Raw genomic sequence first — 12,942 nt, 5'->3', positions numbered from 1 at the left:
GCTGGCGGATACCGAGAAGGTTGCTGTGGGAGCACGCTCGCTCCCACAAGCAATTTGTACTTATTCTTCTTTTTCCTTCATCGGCGCTGGTGGTGGACGCAGACCGATCTCGGCCGTCAGCTTCAACTCCTTGCCATTGCGCATCACCTGAATCGTAACCTTGTCGGTCGGCTTGATCCGCGCCACCTGGTTCATCGACTTGCGACCATCGCCCGCCGGTTCGCCGTCGATGCTGAGAATCACGTCACCCAGTTGCAGGCCGGCCTTCTGCGCCGGGCCATCGCGGAAAATCCCTGCCACCACGATCCCCGGACGCCCGGACAGGCCAAACGACTCGGCCAGTTCCTGAGTCAGCGGTTGCACTTCAATGCCCAGCCAGCCGCGAATCACCTGACCGTGCTCGATGATCGACTTCATCACTTCCATCGCCAGTTTCACCGGGATCGCAAAACCGATGCCTTGCGAGCCGCCGGACTTGGAGAAGATCGCGGTATTGATGCCGGTGAGGTTGCCGTTGGCGTCGACCAGCGCACCGCCGGAGTTGCCCGGGTTGATCGCCGCGTCGGTCTGGATAAAGTCTTCGTAGTTGTTCAGGCCCAGCTGGTTGCGGCCGGTGGCGCTGATGATGCCCATGGTCACGGTCTGGCCGACGCCGAACGGGTTGCCGATGGCCAGTGCGACGTCGCCGATGCGGATGTTGTCGGAACGGCCGACGGTGATCGCCGGCAGGTTCTTCAGATCGATCTTCAGCACCGCAAGGTCGGTTTCCGGGTCGCTGCCGATCACCCGCGCCAGGGTTTCACGGCCGTCCTTGAGTGCCACGACGATCTGGTCGGCACCGCTGGTGACGTGGTTGTTGGTCAGGATGTAGCCTTCCGGGCTCATGAGCACGCCGGAGCCGAGGCTCGATTCCATGCGCTTCTGCTTCGGCGAATTGTCACCGAAGAAACGTCGGAACTGCGGATCCTCGAACAACGGATGCGCCGGTTTGGCGATGACCTTGGTGGTGTACAGGTTCACCACCGACGGCGCGGCGATGGTCACCGCGTCGGCATAGGACACCGGCCCCTGCTGCACGCTGGTGGTCTGCGGGGCCTGTTGCAGGTTGACATCGAGGCTCGGAAGCCCGACCCACTGCGGGTAACGCTGAATAATCAACAGAGCGATAAGCACGCCGGCCAACAGCGGCCAGCCGAAAAAACGCAGCGCCTTGAGCATTAAGCACGTCCTGGAAAAGTTGCAGGCGGGGTCAGACCGCCCATAATGTCGCGCATTATACGAGGCCGCGCGCGCCTCTGAACGGGATATTTAGGAGTCTTTCATGGCCGTCGCCCTGAGCACCCTGGTCGAAGAAGCCGACCGTTACCTTGGCAGTGCGAAAATTGCCGATTATTGCCCCAATGGCCTGCAGGTCGAGGGGCGTCCGCAGGTGATGCGCATCGTCAGCGGCGTCACCGCCAGTCAGGCATTGCTGGATGCCGCTGTCGAGGCCGAAGCCGATCTGGTGCTGGTGCATCACGGTTATTTCTGGAAGGGCGAAAACCCATGCATCACCGGCATGAAGCAGCGCCGACTGAAGACATTGCTCAAGCACGACATCAGCCTGCTCGGCTATCACCTGCCGCTGGATCTGCATCCGGACGTCGGCAACAACGTGCAGTTGGCCCGTCAGCTGGACATCACCGTCGAGGGACCGCTGGATCCGGACAATCTGAAGATCGTCGGTCTGGTCGGTTCACTGAGCGAGCCGATGACCCCGCGCGACTTTGCCCGCAAAGTGCAGGAAGTCATGGGGCGCGAGCCGCTGCTGGTCGAAGGCAGCGCGATGATCCGTCGGGTCGGCTGGTGCACCGGTGGCGGTCAGGGCTATATCGATAATGCGATCGCCGCCGGCGTCGATCTGTTTCTCAGTGGTGAAGCCTCCGAGCAGACGTTCCACAGCGCCCGGGAAAACGATATCAGCTTCATCGCCGCCGGCCACCACGCCACCGAACGCTACGGCGTGCAGGCGCTGGGCGATTACCTGGCGAAACGTTTTGCGTTGGAGCACATCTTTATCGACTGCCCGAATCCGATCTGAGCGCCCGAACGGGCAGGCATATTCATATGCCCTTTCGATCTAGTTGGCGTCCTGATTAGAAGAGGTCGCTGTGCTAGGATTCCTCGCTCGAACACGGCCCGCTGGCCGTTCATAAGAAAGCTTTCGTGAGTAGCCATGGTCGACAAACTGACGCATCTGAAACAGCTGGAGGCGGAAAGCATCCACATCATCCGCGAGGTGGCCGCCGAGTTCGACAACCCGGTGATGCTGTACTCCATCGGTAAAGACTCCGCCGTGATGCTGCATCTGGCACGCAAGGCGTTCTTCCCGGGCAAACTGCCGTTTCCGGTGATGCACGTCGACACCCGCTGGAAATTCCAGGAGATGTACAAGTTCCGCGACAAGATGGTCGAAGAGCTTGGCCTGGACCTGATCACCCACGTCAACCCGGATGGCGTTGCGCAGGGCATCAACCCGTTCACCCACGGCAGCGCCAAGCACACCGACATCATGAAGACCGAAGGCCTGAAGCAGGCACTCGACAAGCATGGTTTCGACGCGGCCTTCGGCGGCGCCCGTCGCGATGAAGAGAAGTCCCGCGCCAAGGAGCGCGTCTACTCGTTCCGCGACAGCAAACACCGCTGGGACCCGAAGAACCAGCGCCCCGAGCTGTGGAACGTCTACAACGGCAAGGTCAACAAGGGCGAATCCATTCGTGTGTTCCCGTTGTCGAACTGGACCGAGCTGGACATCTGGCAGTACATCTACCTCGAAGGCATCCCGATCGTGCCGCTGTACTTCGCCGCCGAACGCGAAGTGATCGAGAAGAACGGCACGCTGATCATGATCGACGACGAGCGTATCCTCGAGCACCTGTCCGACGAGGACAAGGCGCGCATCGTCAAAAAGAAAGTGCGTTTCCGTACCCTTGGCTGCTACCCGTTGACGGGCGCGGTGGAGTCCGAGGCCGAAAGCCTGACGGACATCATTCAGGAAATGCTCCTGACGCGAACTTCCGAGCGCCAGGGCCGGGTCATCGACCACGATGGCGCCGGCTCGATGGAAGACAAGAAACGTCAAGGCTATTTCTAAGGGGCTGTCATGTCGCACGCATCTGATTTGATCAGCGAGGACATCCTCGCCTACCTGGGCCAGCACGAACGTAAAGAGCTGCTGCGCTTTTTGACCTGCGGGAACGTCGATGACGGCAAGAGCACCCTGATCGGGCGCCTGCTGCACGACTCGAAGATGATCTACGAGGATCACCTCGAAGCCATCACCCGCGATTCGAAGAAAGTCGGCACCACCGGTGACGACATCGACCTGGCGTTGCTGGTCGACGGCCTGCAGGCCGAGCGCGAGCAGGGCATCACCATTGATGTCGCCTACCGCTATTTCTCCACCGCCAAGCGCAAATTCATCATCGCCGACACCCCCGGCCATGAGCAGTACACCCGCAACATGGCCACCGGCGCCTCCACCTGTGACCTGGCGATCATTCTGGTCGACGCCCGTTACGGCGTGCAGACCCAGACCCGCCGCCACAGCTTCATTGCATCCCTGCTGGGCATCAAGCACATCGTCGTCGCCATCAACAAGATGGACCTCAAGGGCTTCGATCAGGGCGTGTTCGAGTCGATCAAGGCCGACTACCTGAAGTTCGCCGAAGGCTTGAAGATGAAGCCGACCAGCATGCACTTCGTGCCGATGTCCGCTCTGAAGGGCGACAACGTGGTGAACAAGTCCGAGCGCTCGCCGTGGTACACCGGCCAGTCGCTGATGGAAATCCTCGAGACCGTGGAAGTGGCGGGCGACCGCAACTTCACCGATCTGCGTTTCCCGGTGCAGTACGTCAACCGTCCGAACCTGAACTTCCGCGGTTTCGCCGGCACTCTCGCCAGCGGCATCGTCAAGAAGGGCGACGAAGTCGTGGTGCTGCCGTCTGGCAAGAGCAGCCGCGTGAAATCCATCGTCACCTTCGAAGGTGAGCTGGAGCATGCAGGCCCGGGCCAGGCCGTGACGCTGACCATGGAAGACGAAATCGACATCTCCCGTGGCGACCTGCTGGTCCATGCCGACAACGTTCCGCCAGTGACCGACAGCTTCGAAGCGATGCTGGTGTGGATGGCTGAAGAGCCGATGCTGCCGGGCAAGAAATACGACATCAAGCGCGCCACCAGTTACGTGCCGGGCTCCATCGCCAGCATCGTCAACAAGGTCGACGTCAACACCCTCGAAGAAGGCCCGGCGAGCGCGTTGCAGCTCAACGAAATCGGCAAGGTCAAGATCGCGCTCGACGCGCCGATCGCCCTCGACGGTTACGACAGCAACCGCACCACGGGTGCCTTCATCGTCATCGACCGTTTGACCAACGGCACCGTCGGCGCCGGCATGATCGTCGCCCAGCCCGTGACCCATGGCGCTGCCACGCACCACGGCAAACTGGCCCATGTAGCGACCGAAGAACGCGCTCAGCGTTTCGGTCAGCAACCGGCCACCGTGCTGTTCAGCGGCCTGTCCGGCGCGGGCAAGAGCACCTTGGCGTACGCGGTCGAGCGCAAGCTGTTCGACCTCGGTCGTGCGGTGTTTGTGCTGGATGGCCAGAATCTGCGTCACGACCTCAACAAAGGTCTGCCGCATGATCGCGCCGGTCGCACCGAGAACTGGCGCCGTGCCGCACACGTTGCACGTCAGTTCAACGAAGCCGGTCTGCTGACGCTTGCGGCGTTCGTGGCGCCGAGTGCCGAAGGCCGTGAACAGGCTAAGGATCTGATCGGCAAGGAGCGTCTGCTGACGGTTTATGTTCAGGCGTCGCCGACCGTGTGCGCCGAGCGTGATCCGCAAGGTTTGTATGCGGCGGGTGGCGACAACATTCCGGGCGAATCCTTCCCGTATGACGTGCCGCTGGATGCCGATCTGGTGATCGATACCCAGTCGCTGTCGCTGGATGAAAGCGTCAAGCAAGTGCTGGATCTGCTGCGCAAGCGTGGCGCGATCTAAGCGCTGTGCAGAAGTGAAAAACCCGCCGATGAGAGATCATCGGCGGGTTTTTTTTGCTGTGATCGTTCCCACGCAGAGCGCGGAAACGATCAAGCAGGGGATTAGCGGCGATCCGGATACTCGCGGTGCATCTGCGCAAGCAGCGCATCCTTGTCCTGCCACAACTGATTGATCCAGCCTTGGAATTGCAGGCGGTACTCGCCGTCCTGGTCGTAGTTCTTGCCGATGAACTGCGGCGGGATCTTCAGTTCTTCAAAGTGCACCACCACGTCCCGCACATTGCCGCACAGCAGATCCCAGAAACCCGGACGTCCGCCGGGGTAGTGGATGGTCACGTTGACGATCGATTCCAGTTGTTCACCCATCGCATCCAGCACGAACGCAATGCCGCCGGCCTTGGGCTTGAGCAGGTATTTGAACGGTGACTGCTGCTGCGCGTGCTTGCCTGCGGTAAAGCGTGTGCCTTCGACGAAGTTGAAGATGCCCACCGGATTGTCGCGGAATTTCGCGCAGGTCTTGCGGGTGGTTTCCAGGTCTTTGCCTTTCTTTTCCGGGTGTTTTTCCAGATAGGCCTTCGAATAGCGTTTCATGAACGGGAAGCCCAGTGTCCACCACGCCAGACCGATGACCGGGACCCAGATCAGTTCCTGCTTGAGGAAGAATTTCAGCGGCTGGATGCGTCGGTTGAGCACGTACTGCAGCACCAGAATGTCGACCCAGCTCTGGTGGTTGCTGGTGATCAGGTACGAGTGTTGATAGTCCAGACCTTGCAGACCGCTGAGGTGCCAGCGGGTGCGGCGCACCAGGTTCATCCAGCCCTTGTTGTTGCTGATCCAGGCTTCGTGGGTGTGGCTCATCAGCCAGCGCGAGGCGCGGCGCGCGAGGTCGAACGGCAGCACTTTGATCAGCGCCACAAGAAACAGGAACGAGCACAGCAGGATCGTGTTCAGCGCCAGCAGCAGCGCGGCGATTACGCCGCGCAGGGTGGCAGGGAGAAAAGCCAGCATCGGGTCAGATATCCAGAGGTCGGTTGGCAGCCTGAATCGCAGTCAGGGCGATGGTGTAGACGATGTCGTCGACCTGCGCGCCGCGCGGCAGATCGTTTACCGGTTTGCGCAGGCCTTGCAGCATCGGGCCGAGGCTGACGCAATCGGCGCTGCGCTGCACGGCTTTGTGGGTGGTGTTGCCGGTGTTCAGGTCGGGGAACACGAACACCGTGGCGCGACCGGCCACCTGGCTGTTCGGCGCCAGTTGCCGGGCCACGGTTTCGTTGGCGGCGGCGTCGTACTGCAACGGCCCGTCGATCAGCAGCGAGTGCTGTTGTTCATGGGCCAGCAAAGTCGCTTCGCGGACTTTTTCGACTTCCTCGCCGGTGGCGGATTCACCGCTGGAGTAGCTGATCATCGCCACTCGTGGCGTGATGCCGAACGCGGCGGCCGAGTCGGCGCTTTGCAGGGCGATCTCTGCCAGTTCGGCGGCGCTTGGATGCGGGTTCATCACGCAGTCGCCGTAGACCAGCACTTCTTCCGGGAACAGCATGAAGAACACCGACGACACCAGCGTGCAGCCCGGCGCGGTCTTGATCAGTTGCAAGGCCGGGCGGATGGTGTTGGCGGTGGTGTTGATGACGCCGGAGACCAGACCGTCGACTTCATCGAGCGCCAGCATCATGGTGCCGATCACCACGGTGTCTTCCAGTTGCTGCTCGGCCATCGGCGCGTTGAGGCTTTTGCTCTTGCGCAGAGCGACCATGGGCTCGACGTAGCGCTCGCGAATCAGGTCCGGATCGAGGATTTCCAGCCCCGGCGGCAGCGCGATGCCCTGGGCCCGGGCGACGGCTTCGACATCTGCCGGTTTGGCCAGCAACACGCAACGGGCAATCCCGCGCTCCTGACAGATCGCCGCCGCCTGCACGGTGAACGGCTCGCTGCCTTCGGGCAGGACGATGCGTTTGTTGGCGGCCTGGGCGCGTTGAATCAATTGGTAGCGGAAGACCGCCGGCGACAGGCGCATTTCCCGTGGTGTGCCACAGCGCTGGTGCAACCACTTGGCATCCAGATGGCTGGCGACGAAATCGGTGATGATCTCCGCGCGCTCGCGATCATCGACGGGGATTTCCTTGTTCAGACCGTTGAGCAGGTTGGCCGTTTCGTAGGAACCGGTGCTCACCGACAAGACCGGCAAACCTGCCTGCAGTGCACCGCGGCACAGGTCCATGATGCGTGGATCGGGCAGGGTGTCGCTGGTCAGCAGCAGGCCGGCCAACGGCACACCGTTGATGGCCGCGAGGCTGACCGCGAGGATGATGTCGTCGCGATCGCCGGGGGTTACCACCAGCACGCCGGGCTTGAGCAGATCCACGGTGTTGCGCATGGTGCGCGCGCAAATGATGGTCTTGCTCATGCGCCGGGTTTCGTAGTCGCCGGCGTTGAGCACCTGGGCGCCCATCAGGTCGGCGACGTCGCGGGTGCGCGGGGCGTTGAGTTCCGGCTGGAACGGAATGCAGCCGAGCAGACGGAAGTCCCCCGTGCGCAGCAATGGCGAGTGTTCTTTCAGACGTGCGGCGAAGGCGTCCATGCTTTCGTCGGTCTTGACCTTGTTGAGGATCACGCCGAGGACTTTCGGGTCTTTCGGCCCGCCGAACAGTTGCGCCTGCAACTCGACGCGGCCGGACAGTTCGGTCAGCACTTCGTTTTCCGGGGCCGAGACCAGAATCACCTCGGCATCGAGGCTCTTGGCCAGGTGCAGGTTGACCCGCGCGGCATAGCTGGCGCTGCGGGTCGGCACCATGCCTTCGACGACCAGCACGTCTTTGCCGATGGCGGCCTGCTGGTAGAGGGTGATGATTTCTTCGAGCAACTCGTCGAGCTGACCGTCGCCGAGCATCCGCTCGACGTGGGCCAGGCCCAGTGGCTGCGGCGGCTTCAGGCCGTGGGTGCGGGCCACCAGTTCGGTGGAGCGCTCAGGGCCGGTGTCGCCCGGATGCGGTTGGGCAATCGGTTTGAAGAAGCCGACTTTCAGCCCGGCCCGCTCCAGCGTACGCACCAGCCCGAGGCTGATGGAGGTCAGACCCACACCAAAGTCGGTGGGCGCGATAAAAAAAGTTTGCATGCGGATTCTCTAAGGGTGCATGGCAATGGCGATCGTCTCTGTGTGCCGATCTGCCGCAATTCAGTCGCCAAGGTTATCGCTAACCGAGCCTTGTGCGCACCAACCGCAAGCAAAGGGTTGGCCTATTTTTTCAATACGTTGCGCGGCGTCCAGCACCCACGCCCGGGACTGCCAGGGCGGGAGGTGGCGCAGGTGCTGGGTGTGGCCGCAGGACAACTCGACGACCCAGTGGCCATCCTCGTCCTGATGGAATCCGGTGACGGTCACGGGCGCCAATCGATCCCGTCTGTCCGGGTTGTGTTCGCTTTCGGGCAAATCCTTGTTTAGACTTGTCCGTTCTTCATTCTTATGCAAAAGGTCTCGCCCCATGCTGATCGCCGCCAATAAGGCTGTCTCCATCGACTATACCCTGACCAACGACGCTGGTGAGGTCATCGACAGCTCCGCCGGCGGCGCTCCGCTGGTCTACCTGCATGGCGCAGGCAACATCATTCCGGGTCTGGAAAAAGCCCTGGAAGGTAAAGAAGTCGGCAACGAGCTGGACGTTTCCGTCGAGCCGGAAGATGCCTACGGCGAATACGCCGCTGAACTGGTCAGCACCCTGAGCCGCAGCATGTTCGAAGGCGTTGACGAGCTGGAAGTCGGCATGCAGTTCCACGCTTCGGCGCCGGACGGCCAGATGCAGATCGTCACCATTCGTGACCTGGACGGCGACGACGTCACCGTCGACGGCAACCACCCGCTGGCCGGTCAGCGCCTGAACTTCAAAGTGAAGGTCGTTGCCATCCGTGACGCCAGCCAGGAAGAAATCGCTCATGGTCACGTCCATGGCGAAGGTGGCCATCACCACTGATTTTCTGCGCTAAGCTCAGAGAACTGGAGAGGCGCCCGAGGGCGCCTTTTTAGTCCGCGGCTGTCCTTGGTGGTCTCGCCAAGTGGCTGTTTCGAGTAGAACACGGGAATCTGGAGTTCGTCATGAGTGCTTTTCACGACCTTAAGTTGACAGCCCTGGATGGTCAGGAGCTACCGCTGGCACCCTTCAAGGGGCAAGTCGTGCTGGTGGTCAACGTCGCCTCCAAATGCGGCTTGACCCCACAGTACGCGGCGCTGGAAAACCTTTATCAGCAATACAAAGGCAAAGGCTTCAGTGTGCTGGGCCTGCCGTGCAACCAGTTTGCCGGTCAGGAACCGGGCAGTGAGCAGGAGATCCAGGAATTCTGCAGCCTCAACTATGGCGTGAGTTTTCCGTTGTCGAAAAAGCTCGAAGTCAACGGGCACGACCGGCATCAGCTGTACCGTCTGCTGGCGGGCGAGGGCGCGGAGTTTCCCGGTGACATCACCTGGAATTTCGAGAAATTCCTGCTCGGCAAGGACGGTCGGGTACTGGCCCGCTTCTCGCCGCGCACGGCGCCGGATGATCCTTCGGTGATTACGGCGATTGAAAAAGCCCTGAGTTGAAATACAAAAATCGCAGCCATTGAGCTGCGATTTTTTTCGCCTGCCTTTTGACCCTTAATCATTCAGATCAATAGTGCTATCGGCTGGTTGAAACCGCGCATATTATCGCCGTCATATGAGTTACATGCCTGGCAATCATTTTTCCGTGGAGCCTCCCATGCCCGTGCAAGCCCTGTTCAAACCGTTCCAGCTCGGTGCCCTCGAACTGCCGACCCGCGTGGTCATGGCGCCCATGACCCGCTCGTTTTCCCCGGGCGGCGTACCCAATTCCAAAGTGATTGAATACTACCGTCGTCGCGCGGCGGCCGGTGTCGGCCTGATCATCACCGAAGGCACCACCGTCGGCCACCTGGCTTCCAACGGTTACCCGAACGTGCCGCACTTCTATGGTGAAGCTGCGCTGGCTGGCTGGAAAAAAGTGGTGGACGCGGTGCATGCCGAAGGCGGCAAGATCGTTCCGCAACTGTGGCACGTCGGCAATGTGCGCCGTCTGGGCACCGAGCCGGACGCGAGCGTGCCGGGTTACGGCCCGTCGGAAAAACTCAAGGACGGTCAGGTCGTGGTGCACGGCATGACCCAACAGGACATCCAGGATGTGATCGCTGCGTTTGCCCAGGCGGCCAAAGATGCCCAGCGCATCGGCATGGACGGCGTGGAAATCCACGGGGCCCACGGTTACCTGATCGACCAGTTCTTCTGGGAAGGCAGCAACCAGCGCACCGACGAATACGGTGGCAGCCTGGCCAACCGTTCACGTTTCGCCATCGAGCTGATTCAGGCCGTACGCGCAGCTGTTGGCGAAGGCTTCCCGATCATCTTCCGCTTCTCGCAGTGGAAACAGCAGGACTACACCGCGCGTCTGGTGCAAACTGCCGAAGCGCTGGGCGAGTTCCTCAAGCCGCTGTCCGACGCCGGCGTGGACATTTTCCACTGCTCGACGCGGCGTTTCTGGGAGCCGGAATTCGACGGTTCCGACCTGAACCTGGCCGGCTGGACACGCAAGCTGACCGGCAAACCGACGATCACCGTCGGCAGCGTCGGCCTCGATGGCGAGTTCCTGCAGTTCATGGTCAACACCGACAAGGTCGCGCAACCGGCCAGCCTGGAAAAGCTGCTGGAGCGTCTGAACAACGACGAGTTCGATCTGGTGGCGGTGGGGCGTGCGCTGCTGGTCGATCCGGACTGGGCGCAGAAAGTGCGCGAAGGCCGCGAGCAGGACATTCTGCCGTTCAGCCGTGAGGCGTTGATGACGCTGGTTTGATTGCAGTGGGAGGCTTGTCGCGCAGGTCGCGGCAAGCCCCCAGCAAATGGTTTTCAAACTGCTCGACGATAGCTGCCCAACCCTGACGGCTGGCGTGTTGGCGTGCGTTCAGGCGTACGCAGCGCAACCTCTCATCCTCTTCCAGCAGCCATGCCGCTGCCTCGCAGAACGCCTCTTCATCCCCGGGCATCGCCAGTACGCCGTTGTAGCCATGGCGAATATGCTGGGCCGCAGCAGCCTGGTCGTAAGCCACCACCCCAAGGCCTGAAGCAAGCGCTTCGAGCACGACGTTGCCGAAGGTTTCGGTCAGGCTCGGAAATAGAAATACATCCCCCGACGCATAGTGCGCCGCCAGCGCTTCGCCCCGTTGCGAGCCGCAGAAAATCGCCTCGGGCAGTTCCTTTTCCAGTGCCATTCGTTGCGGCCCGTCACCGACCACGATCAGCTTCAGGTTGCGCTGTGGATAAGTGCCGGCGAGCTTTTCGAAACAGCGCTTGAGCAGGCCGAGGTTTTTCTCCGGCGCCAGGCGTCCTACGTGAAAGACGGCAATGTCCTGCTCGCCAATACCCCATTGCTCACGCAAGGCATTCAGGCGTTTGGCCGGGTGAAACAGTTGACTGTCGACCCCTCGCGACAGCAGCGCCAGGCGTTCGAAGTGCCGACGCTCCAGCTCCAGGCGCTGGCTGACGCTCGGCACCAGGGTCAGGGCCGAACGATTGTGAAACCAGCGCAGATAATGAGTAAGCAAGCGCGTCAGCAAACCCAGTCCGTACTGGTGGGTGTATTGCTGAAAATTGGTATGAAAGCCGCTGACCACGGCAATACCGAGCCGCCGTGCCGCGCGCAATGCTGACAGCCCGAGCGGACCTTCGGTGGCGATATAGAGCACGTCCGGGCGCTGGCGCGTCCAGCGTCGCAGCAGTTTGTGCATCGACGACTGGCCCCATTGCAAGCCCGGGTAACCCGGAAACGGCCAGCCGCGGCACAGCAGTAAAGCGTCATCTTCACTGCGCTGCGGATCCTCGGCCTGACGCGGTCGCACCAGTTCCACTCGATGCCCGCGAGCGCGTAAACCGTCGCACAAGCGGCCAAGGGTATTGGCCACGCCGTTGATTTCCGGTGGGAAGGTTTCGCTGATGAGGGTGATATGCAGAGCTGTCGTCATGACCTCAGTGTCGGCTGAGGCCATGTCGTGGTTGTGACGTTCGGATGATGGATTTGTGACGCGGCCTCAGCGCTGCGTCACCAGATTCTCGGCCCCGCGCTCGCGTACCCAGAACAGCGTCGCACCGGCCACGGCGGCCGGCATCATCAGGATGTTGACCACCGGAATCAGCAGCACCAGATAGACGATGCCGCCAAAACTCATGCTCTGCCAGCGCTTCTGACGCAGCCAGGCGAGCATTTCGTTCCAGCCGAGTTTGTGGTTGTCCGCCGGGTAGTCGATGTACTGGATCGCCATCATCCACACCCCGAACAGCAGCCACAGCGGCGCAGCGACGATGTTCACCACCGGGATGAACGAGAGGATGAACAGGCCGATCGCCCGGGGCAGGAAGTAACCGAGCTTGCGCATTTCCCGGGCCAGGGTGCGCGGGATCATCGCGATCAGTTCGCCCCAGCTGAAGGCCGGGAAGTCGTCGGTGCCGCGCACCACGACTTCGACTTTTTCCGCGAGGAAACCGTTGAAGGGGGCAGCGATCACGTTGGCCAGCATCGTGAAGGTGAAGAACACCATCAATGCCACCAGTACCACGAACAGTGGCCACAGGATGTAACTGAGAAAGCTCAGCCATTCGGGCAGCGACGGCATCAGCGTGTCGACCCACAGGCTGAACTGGTGGCCGGCCAGATAAATCAATCCGACGAACAGCACCAGGTTGATGGCCAGCGGCAGCAGCACGAACAGGCGCAGGCCGGGGCTGAGGACCAATTTGAGGCCTTCGCGCAGGTATTGCGGGCCGGACAGAACAGGGGCGGGCATAAGGTGCTCCGAGCAAGGGAAAACGCGCCGACCTTACCGACTTTGCAGAACCTGTGAAAGCGCGGCAGCGGGATCGACATTCACTGT

General features: G+C 61.4%; 12 protein-coding genes. 6 read left to right on the top strand and 6 right to left on the bottom strand.

What is annotated here, in order from left to right; translation table 11 throughout:
- Window positions 1–60: 60 nt before the first annotated feature.
- Complete coding sequence (gene algW / locus ACKJSM_RS19460; RefSeq protein ID WP_410238580.1) at window positions 61–1,218, bottom strand: Do family serine endopeptidase AlgW; 1,158 nt, start codon at window positions 1,216–1,218, stop codon at window positions 61–63.
- A gap of 103 nt (window positions 1,219–1,321) precedes the next feature.
- On the opposite strand from algW, the gene ACKJSM_RS19455 reads away from it, so the two are divergent.
- The 3 genes from ACKJSM_RS19455 to cysN all read left to right on the top strand — a co-directional run bounded on the left by ACKJSM_RS19455 (window position 1,322) and on the right by cysN (window position 5,041).
- The gene (locus ACKJSM_RS19455) at window positions 1,322–2,080 is read left to right on the top strand and encodes a Nif3-like dinuclear metal center hexameric protein (RefSeq protein ID WP_011332485.1); all 759 of its coding nucleotides are present in this window, start codon (window positions 1,322–1,324) and stop codon (window positions 2,078–2,080) included.
- 135 nt (window positions 2,081–2,215) lie between these two features.
- A complete protein-coding gene (gene cysD / locus ACKJSM_RS19450) occupies window positions 2,216–3,133 on the top strand; it encodes a sulfate adenylyltransferase subunit CysD (protein ID WP_007953546.1) in 918 nt (305 codons plus the stop codon).
- A 9-nt stretch (window positions 3,134–3,142) separates the two neighbouring features.
- Entirely contained in the window at window positions 3,143–5,041 is a 1,899-nt protein-coding gene (gene cysN / locus ACKJSM_RS19445) for a sulfate adenylyltransferase subunit CysN (protein ID WP_236178152.1), read from the top strand.
- Window positions 5,042–5,142: 101 nt separating this feature from the next.
- Here the strand turns inward: cysN and ACKJSM_RS19440 are convergent, their stop codons facing one another.
- The 3 genes from ACKJSM_RS19440 to ACKJSM_RS19430 are packed head-to-tail and all read right to left on the bottom strand — an operon-like array spanning window position 5,143 to window position 8,551.
- Window positions 5,143–6,048, bottom strand: coding sequence for an acyltransferase (locus tag ACKJSM_RS19440; RefSeq protein ID WP_236178153.1), 906 nt, complete (start codon window positions 6,046–6,048; stop codon window positions 5,143–5,145).
- A 4-nt stretch (window positions 6,049–6,052) separates the two neighbouring features.
- Entirely contained in the window at window positions 6,053–8,152 is a 2,100-nt protein-coding gene (gene pta, locus ACKJSM_RS19435; protein WP_410238579.1) for a phosphate acetyltransferase, read from the bottom strand.
- Window positions 8,153–8,212: 60 nt separating this feature from the next.
- Window positions 8,213–8,551 carry a DUF3565 domain-containing protein gene (locus tag ACKJSM_RS19430; RefSeq protein WP_236178155.1) on the bottom strand — a complete coding sequence of 113 codons (339 nt, stop codon included), beginning with the start codon at window positions 8,549–8,551 and terminating at the stop codon, window positions 8,213–8,215.
- Between ACKJSM_RS19430 and ACKJSM_RS19425 the strand changes: the two genes are divergently transcribed.
- The 3 genes from ACKJSM_RS19425 to ACKJSM_RS19415 all read left to right on the top strand — a co-directional run bounded on the left by ACKJSM_RS19425 (window position 8,520) and on the right by ACKJSM_RS19415 (window position 10,871).
- Window positions 8,520–9,005, top strand: a complete 486-nt coding sequence (locus ACKJSM_RS19425) for a peptidylprolyl isomerase (RefSeq protein ID WP_007959084.1) — start codon at window positions 8,520–8,522, stop codon at window positions 9,003–9,005. The genes ACKJSM_RS19430 and ACKJSM_RS19425 overlap by 32 nt on opposite strands.
- Before the next feature lie 122 nt (window positions 9,006–9,127).
- Entirely contained in the window at window positions 9,128–9,610 is a 483-nt protein-coding gene (locus ACKJSM_RS19420) for a glutathione peroxidase (protein ID WP_007959082.1), read from the top strand.
- Window positions 9,611–9,767: 157 nt separating this feature from the next.
- Window positions 9,768–10,871 (top strand): NADH:flavin oxidoreductase, encoded by a 1,104-nt coding sequence (locus ACKJSM_RS19415; protein ID WP_236178156.1) that lies wholly within the window; start codon window positions 9,768–9,770, stop codon window positions 10,869–10,871.
- On the opposite strand, the gene ACKJSM_RS19410 is transcribed toward ACKJSM_RS19415, so the two are convergent.
- A complete protein-coding gene (locus tag ACKJSM_RS19410; RefSeq protein ID WP_410238578.1) occupies window positions 10,840–12,060 on the bottom strand; it encodes a glycosyltransferase family 4 protein in 1,221 nt (406 codons plus the stop codon). The genes ACKJSM_RS19415 and ACKJSM_RS19410 overlap by 32 nt on opposite strands.
- 42 nt (window positions 12,061–12,102) lie before the next feature.
- Window positions 12,103–12,855: a sulfate transporter CysZ gene (gene cysZ, locus ACKJSM_RS19405; protein ID WP_011332493.1), complete on the bottom strand. Its 753-nt coding sequence runs from the start codon at window positions 12,853–12,855 to the stop codon at window positions 12,103–12,105.
- Between the last annotated feature and the right edge of the window lie 87 nt (window positions 12,856–12,942).

This window comes from Pseudomonas sp. PHC1, from assembly GCF_046487845.1.
Classification (GTDB): domain Bacteria; phylum Pseudomonadota; class Gammaproteobacteria; order Pseudomonadales; family Pseudomonadaceae; genus Aquipseudomonas; species Aquipseudomonas sputi.
The sequence above is the reverse complement of the archived record's forward strand: the minus strand, read 5'-3'. Positions and strand labels throughout refer to the sequence as shown.